This window comes from Amycolatopsis sp. NPDC051903 (assembly GCF_044452505.1).
Taxonomy (GTDB): Bacteria; Actinomycetota; Actinomycetes; order Mycobacteriales; family Pseudonocardiaceae; genus Amycolatopsis.
This window is the reverse complement of sequence record NZ_JBITBT010000002.1, coordinates 551,551-569,061: the sequence shown is the minus strand read 5'-3', so window position 1 is coordinate 569,061 and position 17,511 is coordinate 551,551. Positions and strand designations below refer to the sequence as shown.

The 17,511-nt window shown below is 72.4% G+C and carries 10 protein-coding genes; 7 read left to right on the top strand and 3 right to left on the bottom strand.

Features of this window, described 5'->3' with window-relative positions:
* The first annotated feature begins 8 nt into the window (after positions 1 to 8).
* Positions 9 to 1,763, top strand: coding sequence for an AMP-dependent synthetase/ligase (locus ACIA77_RS06840; RefSeq protein ID WP_395884822.1), 1,755 nt, complete (start codon positions 9 to 11; stop codon positions 1,761 to 1,763).
* A gap of 48 nt (positions 1,764 to 1,811) precedes the next feature.
* Here ACIA77_RS06840 and ACIA77_RS06835 read toward each other — a convergent pair whose 3' ends face one another.
* The gene (locus tag ACIA77_RS06835; RefSeq protein ID WP_395884821.1) at positions 1,812 to 2,342 is read right to left on the bottom strand and encodes a PaaI family thioesterase; all 531 of its coding nucleotides are present in this window, start codon (positions 2,340 to 2,342) and stop codon (positions 1,812 to 1,814) included.
* Between the two features lie 236 nt (positions 2,343 to 2,578).
* Between ACIA77_RS06835 and ACIA77_RS06830 the strand changes: the two genes are divergently transcribed.
* Genes ACIA77_RS06830 through ACIA77_RS06805 form a run of 6 tightly spaced genes read left to right on the top strand, consistent with a single transcriptional unit; the run spans position 2,579 to position 15,636 of the window.
* Complete coding sequence (locus ACIA77_RS06830; RefSeq protein ID WP_395884820.1) at positions 2,579 to 3,778, top strand: NAD(P)/FAD-dependent oxidoreductase; 1,200 nt, start codon at positions 2,579 to 2,581, stop codon at positions 3,776 to 3,778.
* Positions 3,779 to 3,793: 15 nt separating this feature from the next.
* Entirely contained in the window at positions 3,794 to 4,453 is a 660-nt protein-coding gene (locus ACIA77_RS06825; protein ID WP_395884819.1) for a GDSL-type esterase/lipase family protein, read from the top strand.
* A gap of 30 nt (positions 4,454 to 4,483) precedes the next feature.
* Entirely contained in the window at positions 4,484 to 11,008 is a 6,525-nt protein-coding gene (locus tag ACIA77_RS06820; RefSeq protein WP_395884818.1) for a beta-ketoacyl synthase N-terminal-like domain-containing protein, read from the top strand.
* Between the two features lie 37 nt (positions 11,009 to 11,045).
* Positions 11,046 to 13,235 carry a beta-ketoacyl synthase gene (locus ACIA77_RS06815; RefSeq protein ID WP_395884817.1) on the top strand — a complete coding sequence of 730 codons (2,190 nt, stop codon included), beginning with the start codon at positions 11,046 to 11,048 and terminating at the stop codon, positions 13,233 to 13,235.
* A gap of 15 nt (positions 13,236 to 13,250) precedes the next feature.
* The gene (locus ACIA77_RS06810) at positions 13,251 to 14,438 is read left to right on the top strand and encodes a cytochrome P450 (RefSeq protein WP_395884816.1); all 1,188 of its coding nucleotides are present in this window, start codon (positions 13,251 to 13,253) and stop codon (positions 14,436 to 14,438) included.
* A 22-nt stretch (positions 14,439 to 14,460) separates the two neighbouring features.
* Complete coding sequence (locus ACIA77_RS06805; RefSeq protein ID WP_395884815.1) at positions 14,461 to 15,636, top strand: MFS transporter; 1,176 nt, start codon at positions 14,461 to 14,463, stop codon at positions 15,634 to 15,636.
* Between the two features lie 77 nt (positions 15,637 to 15,713).
* On the opposite strand, the gene ACIA77_RS06800 is transcribed toward ACIA77_RS06805, so the two are convergent.
* The gene (locus ACIA77_RS06800; protein ID WP_395884814.1) at positions 15,714 to 16,556 is read right to left on the bottom strand and encodes a carbohydrate ABC transporter permease; all 843 of its coding nucleotides are present in this window, start codon (positions 16,554 to 16,556) and stop codon (positions 15,714 to 15,716) included.
* Between the two features lie 13 nt (positions 16,557 to 16,569).
* Positions 16,570 to 17,508 carry a carbohydrate ABC transporter permease gene (locus ACIA77_RS06795; RefSeq protein WP_395884813.1) on the bottom strand — a complete coding sequence of 313 codons (939 nt, stop codon included), beginning with the start codon at positions 17,506 to 17,508 and terminating at the stop codon, positions 16,570 to 16,572.
* Between the last annotated feature and the right edge of the window lie 3 nt (positions 17,509 to 17,511).

Sequence of the window (17,511 nt, the reverse complement as noted above, 5' to 3'; positions counted from 1 at the left end):
AGGGAACCGTGCGGGAGTACACCGTCGCGCCGCTGGTGAAGCCGGCCGACGACGAAGGGTTCGCCGACGTCGTCCACGACAACGCCGAGCGCCGGCCCGGCGACGTCGTGTTCAGCCGCAAAACCGGCGACGGCTGGGAAGACGTCACGTGCGCCGAGTTCGCCGAAGTCGTGCGCGCGGTCGCGAAAGGCCTGCTGGCGGCCGGGATCGAGGCCGGCGATCGGGTGCTCGTGCTCGGCCGCACGAGCTACGAGTGGTCGGTGGCCGACTTCGCCGTGCTGAGCGTCGGCGCGGTCACGGTGCCGGTCTACCCCACGTCGTCGGCCGAGCAGATCCGCCACATCGTCGCCGATTCGCGGCCCAGCGCTTGGCTGGCCGAAACGCCACAGCAGCTCGAGCTCATCGGTGAGGTCGCCGGGGACGCCGCCGGCGGGCGGTGCTGGCTGCTCGGCACAGCGGCCGCCGAGCTGGCGGTGCTGGGCGCGCAGGTGCCGGCCGACGAGAGCGAACGCCGCCGGGACGCGGTGCGCGCGGACGACCTCGCCACCATCGTCTACACGAGCGGGACCACCGGTCCGCCGAAGGGCTGCCTGCTGACGCACCGCGCCGTCCTCTCGGCCGCGGCCAACGTCGTCGAGCTGCTCGACGCGGTGTTCCGCCGCGCGTCCGGCGATCCGGCGTCGACGTTGCTGTTCCTGCCGCTCGCCCACGTCTACGGGCGGGTGACGCAGTTCGGGTGCGTGTGGGCGGGGGTGCGCACGGGCCTCGTGGCGACGCCGGCCGACCTGCTGGGCGAGCTGCCGTCCTTCCGGCCGACGTTCCTCGTCGGTGTGCCGTACCTGCTGGAGAAGATCCGCAAAGCCGCGCGCGCCGTCGTCGGCGACGGCGCCTTCGGGGCCGTGGACGCCGCGGCGGTGGCGCTCGGCCACGCGCGGCGGCACGGCAGCACCGACGCACCCGAAGCCCCGGCTGGGTTCGCCGAAGCGAAGGAGCAGCTGCGGGCGTTGCTCGGCGGCCGGCTCGAGTACGTCATCGCCGGCGGCGCGTCGCTGGAACCGTCCACAGCGGACTTCTTCGCCGGCCTGGACGTCGAGGTGCTGGGGGCCTACGGGCTGACCGAGGCCTCGTCCACGGTCAGCATGAGCGCGCCCGGCGCGAACCGGCCGAACGCGGTGGGGCGGCCGGTGCCGGGCACCACGGTCGCGATCGCCGACGACGGCGAGATCCTCGTCCGCGGTGACCAGGTCTTCCCCGGGTACTGGCCCGACGGCGCCGGTGCGCCCGCGCCGTGGCTCGCCTCCGGTGACGTCGGGCTGCTCGACGACGACGGGTTCCTGCACATCACGGGGCGGCGCAAGGAGATCATCGTGACCAGCGGCGGCAAGAACGTCGTGCCGGCGCCGCTGGAGGATCGCGTGCGGCTGCACCCGCTGGTGAGCAACTGCCTGGTGGTGGGGGAGGGCCGGCCGTTCGTGACGGCGCTGATCACCCTCGACCAGGCCGGGCTGCGGCACTGGGCCGAAGCACACGGTGTGGACTGCACGGCCGGCGTGCCGGCCGACCAGCGGCTGCTGCGCGAGATCGCGACGGCCGTCGACGCCGCCAACACGCTGGTCTCCCGCGCCGAGTCCATCCGCCGGTTCGCGGTGCTGGGCGAGGACTTCTCCGTGGAGCGGGGCCAGCTCACGGCCTCGCTGCGCCTGCGCCGCCACGTGATCGAAGAGCAGTTCCACGAAACGATTTCCGGGCTGTACGGGAGCTGAGCACGCGGAAACGGTGACCGCCGCGGCGGTCACCGTTTTCCTTTTTCGTCAGGCGGCCGCGAGCAGGCAGAGGTAGTCGAAGTCCACTTTCGCGACGAGTGTTTCGCGGTCGTCGTGCAGCAGCGCTTTTCCGGTGAGCTCGAACTGCGCCGCCTCGCGCCCGCGCACGGCGCCGGCGAGTTCCGGGCCGGAAATCGTGCCGTGGGCCCGGATCCGGCCGTGCGCCGCGCGCAGGAACGTCGCCCGCGTGTCGCGCAGGACGAACGTGCGCACGTGCAGGATCCGCGGTGCGATCGCGCCCGAGAACGCCGCCGCGCACGCCACCTCCGCGGCGAGGAACTGCGCGCCGGCGTGGACCGTGCCGAGGTGGTTGAGCATCGTCTCCGCCGCGGGCACCTCGGCCACGGCCGTGCCGGCGGCGAGTTCGGTGATCCGCACCCCGGCCAGGTTCACGAACGGGACGATCGTGTCGATCGTGCGACGGATCTGCTCGTAGTCGGGGGTGGCCGGCCCGGCCAAGGCCATCAGGCGGGCCTGTGCGGCCGCGATTCCGTGGGTGGCACCGTTTTCCGCAACCATGGCTGAATTACGGCACGCCCGGCCTGCGAATCGGTGAACGAAGAATTAATGCGTGCCTTCTCCAGCCTTGCCGCACCGCCAATTGTTCACCGGTGATCGGGTGCGTAAATGACGTGATCGAAAGGCGAAATGCTGATCAAGGACAGGGGCCGGGCCGGGGTTGACTGGGGCCCGTGGTCGCCGGTGACCGCGCCCTTCGAACCGAATGCCGAGCGATTCTCCTGGGAGGCGCCCTCATGTATGACGCGATCGTGGTAGGCGCGCGCTGCGCCGGTTCACCGGTCGGGATGCTGCTCGCGAAACGGGGTCACCGCGTGCTCGTCGTCGACCGGGCGACGTTCCCCAGCGACACCGTCTCCACGCACTACCTCCAGCAGCGGGGCCTCGCGCGCCTGGCCGAATGGGGCCTGCTCGACGAACTCGTGGCGACGAACGTCCCCGCGATCAAGCACATGACCGTGTCCTACCGGGACATCGTGATCGCCGGCTTCGCCGATTCCATCGGCGGCATCGACGCCACCTACGCGCCCCGGCGCACCGTGCTCGACACGATCCTCGTCGGCGGCGCGCGGGCCGCGGGCGCCGAGGTGCGCGAGGGCTTCACGGTGCGCGAGCTGATCTTCGAGGACGGCCGGGTCGCCGGCATCCGCGGCGCGACGGCCGGCGGCGAAGTCCGCGAGGAGCGCGCGCCGATCGTGATCGGGGCCGATGGCCGCACCTCGTTCGTCGCCGAGGCGGTGGGCGCGCAGCGCTACCGCGAGGTGCCGGCCGAGTGTTTCGTCTACTACAGCTACTTCAGCGGCCTGCGCACCGATTTCCACAGCCGGATCGGTGAGCGCGAGCAGATCGGCATCTGGCCGACCCACGACGACCGGACGCTCGTGGCCGTGATGCGCAAGGCCGAGGCGCTGCCCGAGTTCCGCGCCGACGTGGAGCGCAACTTCCACGCCATCGCCCGCGCCATCGTGCCGGAGTTCGCCGAAGACCTCGCCACGCACGGCAAGCGCGAGGACCGCTTCCACCCGATGCGCTACCCGGACAACTACTACCGCCAGTCCCACGGCCCGGGCTGGGCGCTGGTCGGCGACGCCGGTTATCACAAGGACCCGCTCACGGGCCTGGGGATCTCCGACGCGTTCGACTACGCGCAGCTGCTCGCCGACCGCGTGCACGACGGCCTGACCGGCGCGCTGCCGATGGCCGAAGCCCTCGCGCAGTACCAGCGCGAGCGTGACGCGAAATCGCACTCGAGCTTCGAGTTCACGTGCTCGATCTCCACTTTGGAGCTCACCCCGCAGCTGCTCGCGGTGTTCCGCGCGCTGGGCGGGAACGCCGAGTACGCCAGGGACTTCTTCGCCATGATCGGCGGCGGGATGACCGGCGAGGAGTTCTTCGCCCCCGAGCGCATGGCCAAGCTCCTCGGCGCCTCGGCCTGACGGGAGGGACCGGCGTTGTCGGAGTTCGAACTGGCGGTGATCGGCGACAGCTTCGCCGAAGGCCGCGGCGGCACCGTGCGGCCCGACGGCTCGTTCGCCGGGTTCACCATCCACTTGGCACAGTCGCTCGGCCTGTCCGGGCCGGTGCTGAACCTCGGCTCGTACGGAGCGACCACCCAGGACGTCGTCGACCGGCAGCTCGCGGTCGCGCTGGCGAAGCCGGCGCCGCTGACGGGCGTGATCGTCGGCGGCAACGACCTCGTCACCGACTACGACCGCGAACGCTTCCGCCGCAACCTGCACCACATCTTCTCGAGTCTCGTGGCGCCGGGCCGGCTCGTGTTCACGACGAACTGGCCGCGCATCCCCGACCGGCTGCCGGGCCTGCCCGACGCCGCCCGGTCGGTGCTGCGCGCGCGGTTCGCCGAGGCCAACGACTACCTCGACGGGCTCGTGACCGAGCTCGGCTTCGTGTGCCTCGACCTGGCGAACGCGCCGGTCACCGCGGACCCGGTGATGTGGTGCCCGGACGGCATGCACCCGAGCGCCGCGGGCCACGAGCTCATCGGCACCGCGCTGGCGGACCTCGTCGACGAGGCTCGCGGCGCCCTGATCCGACCGCCCGGCGCCGCCGGGCCCCACTTTGATCAACGGCGATCACCCCAGCTGCCTTGACCGATCACCACCTGAGACAGGGGTAGGTACGTGAACGACCACCAGCGGCTCGTCGCGCGACGGCTCGCGGACAACCCGATCGCCATCGTCGGTCTCTCCGGGTTGTTCCCGATGGCCCGGAACTTCCGCGACTTCTGGCAGAACGTCGTCGACGCGGCCGACTGCACCTCCGAGGTGCCGTCTTCGCGGTGGAACCTCGACGACTACTACGACCCGGACCCGGCGGCGCCGGACAAGACCTACTGCCGCCGCGGCGGGTTCGTGCCCGAGGTGCCCTTCAGCGCCACCGAGTTCGGGTTGCCGCCCAACCAGCTCGAGGTCACCACGGTCGTGCAGCTGCTGAGCCTGCTCGTGGCGCGCGACGTGCTCGCCGACGCCGGCGCGCCCGGATCGGAGTGGTACCGGCCGGAGCGCACCGGGGTGGTGCTGGGCGTGGCCGGGCCGACGACGCTGTCGCACCCGCTCGCGGCGCGCCTGTCGACCCCCGTGCTCAAGGAGGTCGTGCGCAGCTGCGAGCTGACCCCGGCCGACGCCGAGCAGATCGCCGAGAAGTACGCCGCGGCCTTCGCACCGTGGGAGGAGAACTCGTTCCCGGGGTTGCTGGGCAACGTGATCGCCGGGCGCATCGCCAACCGGCTCGACCTCGGCGGGATGAACTGCACGGTCGACGCCGCCTGCGCGAGCTCGCTCTCGGCCGTGCACATGGCGATCAGCGAGCTCGTGTCCGGCCGCTCGGACCTGATGATCACCGGCGGGTGCGACACGGAGAACTCGGTCTTCGGCTACCTGTGCTTCAGCAAGGTCGGCGCGCTGTCCCAGTCCGGGCAGATCAAGCCGCTCGACGACACGGCCGACGGCACGCTCGTCGGTGAGGGCATCGGCATGCTGGCGCTCAAGCGCCTCGCCGACGCCGAGCGCGACGGCGACCGCGTGTACGCGGTGATCCGCGGGATCGGGTCGTCCAGCGACGGCCGGTTCAAGAGCATCTACGCCCCGCGCGCCGAAGGCCAGGAGGCCGCGCTGCGCCGCGCGTACGAGGACGCGGACTGCTCACCCGCGTCGATCGGGCTGTTCGAAGCGCACGCCACGGGCACGCGCGTCGGCGACCAGACGGAGCTCACGGCGTTGCGCGCGGTGCTGAGCGCGGAGACCGACGAGGCCGGCTTCGCCGCCATCGGGAGCGTGAAGTCGCAGATCGGGCACACGAAGGGCGCCGCCGGGGCCGCGAGCCTGATGAAGCTCGCGCTGTCGCTGCACCACAAGGTGCTGCCCCCGACGATCAACGTCACCAAGCCCAACCGCGCGCTCGACGAGACCGCGCCGTTCTACGTCAACACCAAGACCCGCCCGTGGATCCGCGACCCGCGGCGCCCGAAGCGCCGCGCGGCCGCGTCGGCGATGGGCTTCGGCGGCACGAACTTCCACGCCGTGCTGGAGGAGACCTCCGCCGACCGCGCGGAACTGCGGACCTTGCACCGCACGGCACGGGTGCACCTGTGGCACGCCGCGGACCCGGAGGCGCTGACCGCGTTGCTGCGGTCGGGTGCTGCCCCGAACGGCGACGCCGGGGTGCCGGCCGCGCACGCGCGGGTCGGGTTCGTGTCGCGCGGCGACGAGGAAGCCGAGGCGCTGCGCGGGATCGCGCTGGAGGAGCTGGCCGGCGCGGGTGGGGAGTTCAGCCACCCCAAGGGCGTGTTCTTCCGCCGCGAGGCCCTGCCGGGCCTGAAGGTGGGCGCGCTGTTCGCCGGGCAGGGCAGCCAGTACGTGGACATGGGCTTGACCGCGGTGCTGAACAACCCGGTTGTCGCGACCGCCTTCGACGAGGCAAACGCGGTCTTCCCCGGGCTGGCGGGCGTCGTGTTCCCGCCGCCGGTGTTCGACCCGGAAACGCGCACCGGGCAGGAGGCGACGCTGCGGCGCACCGACCACGCCCAGCCCGCGATCGCCGCGCTGTCGGCGGGGCAGTACCGGTTCCTGACCGAGCGCGGACTCGAATGCGCCGGGGTCATGGGGCACAGCTTCGGTGAGCTGACGGCGCTGTGGGCCGCGGGTTCGCTCACGGACGAGGACTTCTTCCGGCTGGCCAAGTCGCGCGGCGACGCGATGGCGGGCGGCACCGGGGATCCCGACGCCGACCCCGGCACGATGGCCGCCGTCCAGGCGACGCGCGAGCGCGTGACACAGCTGCTCGCCGGGCACCCGGACGTGAGCGTCTGCAACCACAACGCGCCCGAGCAGGTCGTGGTGGGCGGCGGGACGACGGCGGTCGGCTCGTTCGTCGCGGCGTGCCGCGCGGAGGGGCTGACCGTGCGCGAGCTGCCGGTGGCGGGGGCGTTCCACACGCGGTACGTCGCGCACGCGGTCGAGCCGTTCCGCGAGGCGGTGGCGGACACCGTTGTCCGCGAACCGCGGCTGCCGGTGTACGCGAACTCCGCCGGCGGCTCCTACGGTCCGTCGGTCGACGCGAACCGCGAGGTGCTGACGGGCCAGCTGCTCGAAGCCGTCGAGTTCGTGCGCGGCCTGGAGGCCATGCGGGACGCCGGCTGCACCGTGTTCGTCGAGTTTGGCCCGAAGGGCGTGCTGACGCAGCTCGTCCAGCGCACCCTCGGCGACGCCGTCGCCGCCATCCCGACCGACGCCGGCCCCACCGGCGACAGCGACGCCGCACTGAAGAAGGCCGCGCTCCGCCTGGCCGTGCTCGGCGCCCCGATCCGCGACGTCCACCGCGCCGACGCCGCCCCGTTCGCCGCGGTGGAAGCCCAGGGCCTGGTCGTGCCGCTCACCGGCCGCGACTACGTGCCAGCCTCGCGCCGCGAGCTGTACGAGGGCCTGATCGGCGAGCCGACCATGCTGGAAGCCGTCGCGGAGGCTGCGGAAGCGGCGAAGCACGTGGCCGCCGCATCGGCGCCGGTGCCGGTGGCGGAACCCGCGTTGCCGGCGCCCACGGCTGCCGTTCCTGCTTCTGCTGCGCGTCCGGGGCTGGACGAGGTGGCGCACCAGCACCTGGCCCTGCACGAGCGCTACACCGAAACCCAGCTCGCCGTGACCGGTGACCTCGTTTCGGCGCTGCGCGAGGCGCAGCAGTCGGGCACGGTCTCCGACCAGCTCGTGGCCACCGTCGCGGCGATCAAGGACCAGAGCCTCGCGATCGGCCGTTCGCACACCCGCGTCAACGAAATCCTGGCCTCGCTGACGGACCTCGAACACGTCCCGGCCCCGGTGTCCACTCCGGACCCCGCCGCGGCCCCTCTGCCGGTGGCCATGCCGGAGCTGCCCGCCGCGCCGGCCATCACGACCAACGGCCACCACCCGGAACTCCCTGTCGCGCCCCGGCCTGAACTCCCCGCTCCGGCCGCCACCCCCGACGTGGCGTCGGTGCTCGTCGAGGTGGTCGCCGAGAAGACGGGTTATCCGGTGGAGATGCTGGATGTCTCGATGGACCTGGAAGCCGATCTCGGCGTGGATTCCATCAAGCGTGTCCAGATCCTCGGCGCCTTGGGCGAACGGGTCGACGGCCTCCCCGCGGTCGGCCCCGAGCAAGCCGCCGAACTCCGCACCCTGCGCGACATCGTCACCTTCCTCGCGCCCGACGCAGCCACCGCCCCCGCCGGCGCCGATGTGGAGTCGGTCCTCGTTGAGGTGGTGGCGGAGAAGACGGGTTATCCGGTGGAGATGCTGGATGTCTCGATGGATCTGGAAGCCGATCTCGGCGTGGATTCGATCAAGCGGGTGCAGATCCTGGGTGCTCTGGGTGAGCGGGTGGATGGTGTGCCCGCGGTCGGTCCGGAGCAGGTGGCGGAGTTGCGGACGTTGAAGGACATCATCAGCTTCCTCGGCGGGAGCGCGGCTCCCGGTGCGAACGCCGGCCTTGCTGTGTCCGATGTGGAGTCGGTCCTCGTTGAGGTGGTGGCGGAGAAGACGGGTTATCCGGTGGAGATGCTGGATGTCTCGATGGACCTGGAAGCCGATCTCGGGGTGGATTCCATCAAGCGCGTCCAGATCCTCGGCGCCCTGGGTGAGCGGGTGGACGGTGTACCCGCGGTCGGTCCCGAGCAGGTGGCCGAACTGCGGACGTTGAAGGACATCATCGGCTTCATCTCCGGAGGCGTCGCCACCGCCGAAACAGCGGCGCCGACCGCCGAGGTCGAGGCCGCGCCGGTGTTGCTGAGGATCGAGCAGGTGCGGCTGCCGGACGTCGACCGGCTGGCCGAGCCGTTCGCCGACGGCAGGACCGCACTCGTCGTCGAGCACGGCGACGCGGCGGCGGAGGTGCTGGCCGAGGGGCTGAAACTGCACGGCTGGACCGTCCACACCACGACGGTGCCCGCCGGGGACGGTGACGGACTGTCCACGTGGGACGGCGAATCGATCGAGCGCACCCTCACCTCTGCGCTCGAAGCGGTTTCAAGGCTCGACCTGTGCCTCACCGTGCTGCCCGCGGACGCGGAGCGGGGCGAGGGCGTGCGCCGGCTGGCGGACACCATCCTCACAGCCAAGCTGGTGCGCGAGCGCCTCGAGCAGACGGCCGCGCAGGGGACCCGCGCGGCGTTCGTCACGGTCACCCGCCTCGACGGGGCGCTCGGCCACCGCGGTGACCACCCCGCCGAGGCGGCGCTCGTCGGCGGCGTCGGCGGGCTCGTGAAGACGCTGGCCCTCGAAGCGCCGGCCCTGTTCTGCCGCGCGCTCGACCTCGCTCCGGACCTGGGTGACGACGTGCTCGCCGAAACGCTCGTGGCCGAACTCGCCGATGCCGCCCTCGACACCCGCGAGGTCGCCGTCGACGCGGACCGCAGCCGGTGGACGGTGCGGCCGCGGCCGGTCGAGGCCACCGCCGGCGAAACCACCACGGTCACCGCCGACGACGTCTTCGTGGTCACCGGCGGCGCCCGCGGCGTGACCGCGCACTGCGTCCGCGAACTCGCCGCCCGCCACCCCGCCGAGTTCGTCCTCCTCGGCCGCACGGAGCTGACCGACGAGCCCGCCTGGGCCCGCGGCGTGCCCGGCGAAGGCCTGAAGCCGGCCGCGATCGAAGGCCTGCGCGGCGCCGGCGAGAAGCCGACCCCGCAGCAGGTCGACCGCCTCGTCCGCGACCTGACGGCGCAGCGGGAAATCCGCGGCACCCTCGACGCGCTGGGCGAGCGCGGGCACTACGTCGCCGTCGACATCACCGACGCCGAAGCCACGCGGGCGGCCCTCGCGCCGTTCCGCGACCGCGTCACCGGCCTCGTCCACGGCGCGGGCGCCCTCGCCGACGGACTGCTCCAGACCAAGACCGCGGCCGACATCCGCACCGTCCTCGCGACCAAAGTGGACGGTCTGCGCACCGTCGTCGACGCCCTCGGTGACGCCCCGCTGGAGCACGTCCTCCTCTTCGGCTCGATCGCCGGGGTGCTGGGCAACCCGGGCCAGGCCGACTACGCGACGGCCAACGAAGCGCTCAACCGCGCCGCCGTCAGCTGGAAGCGCGAGTGGCCCGCCCGCCACGTCACCGCCCTCAACTGGGGCGCGTGGGACGGCGGCATGGTCACGCCCGAGCTGCGCGAGGTGTTCCGCTCGCGGGGCGTGCCGCTGCTCGCGACCGACGCCGGCGCGCGGATGTTCGCCGGGCAGTTCGCCCCGGAACGCGCCGACGACGTCTCGATGCTGATCGGTCCGCCGGTCCCGCTTGCCCTGCCGGCGCGCCCCGCCGCCACCCGCGCGTTCACCGCGCACCGCGACCTCGCCGCGCTCGCCTCGGATGCGGTGCTGCGTGACCACCAGGTCGGCGAGCACCCGGTGTTCCCGGCCGCCGCCGGGCTCGGCTGGGCGATCAACGCGCTCGAACGCGCCAACCCGGGCCTGCGGGTCGTCGAGTGCGCCGGGTTCGAGGTCCTCAAGGGCATCGTCTACGACGGCAGCCACGAACGCGACCACCGGATCGACGTCGCGGCGGGGGAGTGGGCCGGCGACCGGCTGACGGTCAAGGCCTGGCTCCGCAGTACCGAACCCGGCAAGGCCGTGCCGCCGGCGCACTTCTCCGGCACGTTCACGCTCGCGGCCGACGTCCCGCCCGGGCCCGTCGCCGCGGCGTTCCCAGTGGGCCAGGGCCCGGAGGACGGGCTCGAGGTCTACCGCGCGGCGCACCTGTTCCACGGCCCGCTCCTGCAAGGCGTGCGCCGCATTCTCGACCGCGGACAGCGACGGCTCGTGGTCGAATGCCGGCTGCCCGACACCCCGCTGGGCCGGGGCAACTACGCGGGCGCGCTGCACAGCCCGGTCCTCGCCGACGTCGTGCTCCAAGCCGGCTCGCTGCTGGGCGTGTGGTTCCTCGACTCCGGCTGCCTGCCCCTGGCGATCGGCCGCATCGAGTACTTCGCGCCGCTGCCGGGCGACGCCCCCTTCGTGGTCGTCGTCGACGACCTGCGCAGCACCGGCGCGCAGGTCACTGTCACGGCCACCGCCTGCACCCCGGACGGGCGCGTCTGCCAGCGCTACACGGACCTCTCGGTGATCGCGACCCCGGAGATGACCGCCAAGTTCGCCCAGGCCGTCCGCCTGCGCACCGAGACCCGCTGACCCGATGACCGCCGCCGACACCCGGAACGGAGCCCCGATGACGGCGCAGCTCGACACCCTCGCCTTCGACGGCGAACCCTTCGACGCCCTCCTCTGGCCCGATCCCACCGCGAAACCCGCCCACCAGGACACCACCGAGGTCCCGGCGGCCCGCGCAGTTCCGGCCGTCCGCTCGACCGTGGCCGTCGCCCCCGCGACCCGTCCACTGTCCGCCGATGTCACGCCCGGGCCCGCCGCACCCCCGGCCGCTCCGGAAACCGGTGACCAGGTCGCCGGCCTCGTCCGTGACGTCCGCGCGGAACTCATCGCGGCGCACGTGTCCGCCATGACCGTCCAGGCGGCCCTCCAGCGCCGGGCACTCGCGGCTCTCGGACACCCGGCCCCGGCCGCCCGCGCCGCGACGCACCACGTCACCGTCGCGTACACCCCCGAAGCCGGCCTGACGACCCACCCCGCCCACCCCGCGAAAGCGCCGGAACTCCCGGCGCCCGCCACCACGATGAGCGCCTTCAAGGCCCTCGCCCACACCCGCGTCACCACGCTCGGCGAACCCGCCCTGGCCGACCTGACCCGCGGCGCCATCGCCGCCGTCTTCGGCCCCGCCTACGACCAGCGCGGCGACAACCCCGGGATCCACCTCACCCCGGGCGCCCACGCGAACCTCACCCGCGTGGTCGAGCTGACCCGCCACGGCGGCCCGTGGCGCCGCGGTCACCTGCGCGGCGAATACCGCGCGGCCGGCGAGGGCGTCACCGCGGCCGTCGAGCTGGCCTGGCAGGCGGCACAGGTTTTCGCGCTGCAGAACGGGCTGCACCTGTGCCTGGCGGGTGCCCGGTTCCACGCCGGACCCGGATCGTCCGAAGTGGACCTGGAAGCCCCGCTCGCGGGAACCGGCGAGATCACCCTCGACGTCGTGGAGATCGACCTCCTCCCACGGCCCCGGCTGCGCGTCACCGCCGAACTCCGCACCGCCGGCCGCGTGGTCGCGCGGGTGCGCGATCTCGTCCTGCACGTCCGCGAAGCCCCCGGCACGCCGGTCGCGCCCGAACTCGGCGGCGTGATCCGCGCGTCCTTCGGCCGCTACAACGCCGACGGCGAACGCGCGCTGCTCGGCGAATTCCACCTGACCCACAGCGCCCGGGGCGATCTCGGCATCGCCCTCGGCCCCGAGTTCACCGCCTACGCCGGCCGCCGCGCGACCCGCATGCCCAACCACGGGCTGCAGCTGTGCGACCGGGTGATGGCGGTCGAGGGCCGCCGCGGCGACCTGACCGGCGCGACCGCGCGCACCGAGTACGACTCGCCCGCCGACTCCTGGTACTACGCCGAAACCGGCAACGCCGCGATGCCCAACGTCGTGTACATGGAGACGTCGCTGCAGTCCGCGCTGCTGCTCGGCTACTTCCTCGGCGCCACGCTGACCGCGCCCGAAGAGGACTACAGCCTGCGCAACCTCGACGGCACCGCGACCGTGCTGCGCGAGGTGGACCTGCGGAACAAGATGATCCGGCAGACCACGCGCCTGCTCACCACCACCGTCCTCGTCGGCGCGGTGCTGCAGTCGTTCTCCTACGAGCTGTCGGTCGACGGCGTTCCCTTCTACACCGGCGAATCCCTGTTCGGGTTCTTCAACGAGACCGCGCTGGCCAACCAGAACGGCCTCGACAACGGCGCGTGCGTCCCGACCTGGTTCGACGCGCACGACACGCCACCGGTCACCCGAACCATCGACGTCGCCGCCCGGCGGGCGCGCGAGACCGGCGTCCGGGCCGCGCGGGGCCACCTCGCGCTGCTGGACACCGTCGAGGTCGTCGACGGCGGCGGCAAACACGGCCGCGGCTACCTGCGGGCCGTGCGCCCGGTCGCCGCGGACGACTGGTTCTTCGCCTACCACTTCCACCTCGACCCGGTGATGCCCGGCTCGCTCGGCGTCGAGGCGGTGCTGCAGGCGCTGCAGGAGTGGGCGCTCGACGCCGGCTTGGCCGACGGGCTCACCGACCCCGAATTCGTCGTGCCCGCCGGGCCGCCGCTGTCGTGGCGCTACCGCGGGCAGATCCTCGCCGAGGACCGCGAGATGACGCTCGAGGTGCACGTCGAGGACGTCCAGCACCGGCCCGGCCGGGTCCGCGTGGTCGGCGAAGCGAGCGTCTGGAAGCCCGGGCTGCGGATCTACGAACTGAGCGGTGTCGCCGTCGAACTGCGCGGCGCCGGCGCCGAACCCTGGTGACGGAGAGGTTCCGAGATGACTGACGTGGAGACACCCCTGCCCCCGGTTTTCGCCCGGCGGAACGGCTTCGACCCCCTGCCGGAGCTCGAGCGCCTGCGCGCCGAACGGCCCGTGACCAAAGTGGACCACCACTGGGGCGTGCAGACCTGGCTCGTCACGCGCTACGACGACGTCCGGATGATCCTCGGTGACCACAAGCGGTTCACGAGCGCGCCGCCGCCCTACTTCGCCACCGAAGGCGAAGACGGCGTCGAGGGCACCGGCTGGTTCATCGTCTACAACCCGCCCGCGCACACGCGGTTGCGGCGCATGCTCGCCGCCGAGTTCACGAAACGCCGCCTCGCCCGGCTCGAACCGCGCATCGAGGCGACGGTGACCGAGCACCTCGACGAGATCGAGAAGGCGGGCCCGGACGCCGAACTGGTCGGCCAGTTCGCGCTGCGCCTGCCGATGCTCGTGATCTGCGAGCTGTTCGGCGTGTCCGTCGAGAGCCGTACGGAGCTGCTGCCGCTCAGCTCGAAGTTCACGGACTTCTCGCTGCCGGTCGAGCAGCGGCGGGAAGCGTCCGAACGCGCGGGCGCCATCATGGTCGAGTTCGTGCGCGAGCAGCGGGCGAACCCCGGCGAGGGCATGCTCGGCATGCTGATCCGCGAGCACGGCGACGACCTGACCGACCGTGAGCTCGCCGGCGTCGCCGACCTGATGGTGCAGGCGGGGTACGAGACCACGATGTCGATGCTCTCGCTCGGCACGCTCGTGCTGCTGCGCCACCCCGAGCACATCCCGCTGCTGTTCGCGGGTGAGCAGGAGCTCGAACAGGTCGTGGAGGAGCTGCTGCGCTACCTGTCGATCACGCACAACCTGTTCCCGCGCGTCGCGCAGGAGGACGTCACGATCTCCGGCCAGCCCGTGCGCGCGGGTGAGCTGCTGATGTGCTCGCCGCCGATCGCCAACCGCGACGAGAAGCTCGGCGAGGGCATGGACCGCTTCGACCCGGCCCGCAAGCAGGGCGGCCACCTCGCGTTCGGCCACGGCATCCACCACTGCATCGGCGCGCCGCTCGCGCGGCTGGAGCTGCGGATGGCGTTGCCCGCGCTGTTCCGCCGCTTCCCGGGCCTGCGCCTGGCTGTGCCGTTCGAGGACGTCGCGTGGCGGCCCAACACCAACTTCTACGGCCTGGACTCACTTCCGGTCACCTGGTGACCACCCGAGAGAGGGGAGCTCGATGACCTCCGCAGTCGCGGCCACGCGGACCACCACCCGGTGGCTGCCCGTCGTGATGCTCGCGCTCGGCGCGTTCTGCGCCGGGACCGACAACTACCTCATCGCCGGCATCCTGTCGGACATGGCGGGCGAACTGCACATGTCCGTCGCGGGTGCCGGCCTGTTCGTCACGGCCTACTCGCTGGCCTACGCCCTCGGCTCGCCCGTCGTGATGACGGTGGCCCGCGTCCGCTCGCCGCGGCGCGTGCTGCTCGTCGCGATCGCCGCGTTCGTGCTGGTCAACCTGCTTGCGGCGATAGCGTGGGCGCCGTGGGTGATGACGGTCGCGCGCATCGTCGCGGGCTGCCTCGCCGGCCTGTACAGCCCGCTCGCGGCGGCGGCCGCGGCCGGGATGGTGCCACCCGAGCGGCGCGGGCGCGCACTCGCCATCGTGATGGGCGGCATCTCCGTCGCCACGCTCGCCGGCGTGCCGATCGGCGTGTGGCTCTCGCACCTGTGGGGCTGGCGCTCGGCGTTCGTGTTCGTCGCCGCGCTCGCGGTGCTCGCCACGGCGGGGATCGCGCTCAGCGTTTCGGCGGGCAGTTCGCTGCCGGTCGTCCCGTTGCGGCAGCGGCTGGCGCCACTGCGCCGGCCGGCGGTGCTGCTCGCGCTCGTCGTCACGGTCGCCGGCATGTGCGCGGGGCTGATGGTCTACACGTACGTCGAGCCGATCTTCGCCGCGGCCCCCGCGGTGGGCGCCGGGGTGGTGGGCACGCTGATCATGGCGCACGGTCTCGGCGCGCTCGTGGGCCTCGGCTTCGGCAGTTCGCTCGTCGACCGCTTCGGCTCGCGTCCCGTGCTGCTGGGCACCCTGACCGTGTTCACCGTGGACATGGCGCTGCAGCCGATCGCGTCGCAGTCGCTGGTGGCGACCTACGCGTTCGTGTTCGTGTGGGGCATCGTCGGCTGGGCCTTCCTGCCCGCGCAGCAGCACAGCATGATCGCCGACGCGCCGCCGGAGCTCTCGCCGATGCTGCTGTCGCTCAACGGATCGGCGATGTACCTCGGCATCGCGCTCGGCTCCGCGATCGGCGGCGCCGTCATCGCGGGCCTGGGCGCAGGGCGGATCTGGGTGTTCGCCACCGCGTTCGCCGCGCTGAGCCTGGTGCTGTCGTTCGTGCGCCACACCCGTCGCTGAGCCCGCCTGCCACCGTGCCCCGCCGTCGGCGTCGACGGCGGGGCACGGTCCTGTTCGGACCGGGTTCAAGGCCGGTGCTACTTCAGGCCGGAGCGGACGAACGCGTTGACGATGTGGCGCCGCAGCACCAGGTACAGCGCGAAGATCGGCAGGCACGCCATTCCGGCGACGGCCATCAGCGGTCCCCAGTACGTGCCCTGGCCACCCTCGCTGATCATGAAGCTGCGCAGGCCCAGCTGCAGCACGTCGTTGCTGCGCTGCAGCACCATCGCGGGCCAGAAGTACTCGTTCCAGGCCGTGACGAACAGCAGGATCGCCAGCGCGGCCAGCGGGGCGCGCAGGTTCGGCACCACGACCGTCCACAACGTGCGCCACGACGAACGGCCGTCCATCCTGGCCGCCTCGAGCAGTTCCTTGGGGAAGCCGTCGAGGTGCTGGCGCAGCAGGATCACGCCCAGGGCCGAGCACAGGTTGGGCACGACGACCCCGCCGAGGGTGTTGAGCAGGCCCAGCTGCAGGAGCAGGACGTAGTTCGGCAGCATCGTCACCTGGAACGGCACGAGCCAGGTGCCCACGAACAGCAGGTAGCACAGTCGTTTGAGCGGGAACGACCAGCCGGCGAACGCGTACGCCGCCAGCAGGCCGGTGAGCAGCTGCCCGAGTGCCGTCAGCAGCGCCACCAGCGTGGTGTTGAGCAGCAGCTGGGGCACGTCGACCAGCTGGATCGCGTCGGCGTAGTTGCCGAGCGAGAGCGGCCACGGGATCGGCGACAGCGACAGCACCTGGTCCGGGCGGCGCAGCGACGTCGCGTAGAGCCAGTAGATCGGGAACACGCACAGCACGCCCAGTGCCCCGAGCACGAGGTGGCCGGGCAGCGCGCGCCACCGCCCGCCCGCGCGGCCGGTCACAACCGAGTCCACTGTGGACACCTCCTCAGTCGTCGTGGACGGTCAGTTTTTCGCTGAGCAGCACCAGACCGGCGGCGAGCACGCCGAACGCCACGAACAGCAGCATCCCGGCGGCCGTGCCGAGCCCGGCGTCGAAGCTGTGGAAGCTGTAGTCCCACAGCAGGTAGTAGACGTTCGTGGTCGCACCGGACGGGCCGCCCTGCGTGATCGTGTCGATCAGCGGGAAGGTCCACTGCGCCGACAGCAGCACCGTCATCAGCGCCAGGAACACCAGCGTCGGCGACAGCAGCGGCAGCGTGATCCAGCGGGTGATCTGACCCCGGGAAGCTCCGTCGATCATCGCCGCGTCCGTGTAGTCGCGGTTGATGTTCGACAGCCCCGCCGACACCACGAGCACGGCGAAGCCGATCAGGTGCCAGCCGGTGATCACGATGATCGCCGGCTGCGCCCACGTGGTGTCGTGCAGCCAGTTCACGTGGGTGCCGAGCACCCGGTTGACCGCGCCGTCACCCGGTTCGAGCAGCCACTCCCACACCGTCGCGCTCGCCACCGGGGCGACGAGCAGCGGCGCGAACACCAGCGCCTGGTAGAGGGCCTTCGCCCGGCCGCGGATGCGCTGGCTGAGCAGCCCGACGAGCACCGGGACCAGGATCGTGAACGGCACCAGGCCGCCGATGACCTCGAGCGTGCGCAGCACGGACTGGCCGACGGCGGGCAGCTGGAACAGCCGCGCGTAGTTGTCCAGCCCCACGGGCGTCGCCGGCTGCGTCGGCAGGAGGTTCCACGAGAAGAACGACAGCTGTGCGGTCTGCACGAGCGGCCGGTACGTCCAGATCACCAGCAGCGCGAGCGCCGGCAGCAGGTACAGGTAGGGCGGGAAAGCGCGCAGGACGCGCCGGACGAGCGCGGGCCGGGCGACCCGCGGCGCCGCGACCACCGCGGGCGCCGGAACTTCGACGAACACCGC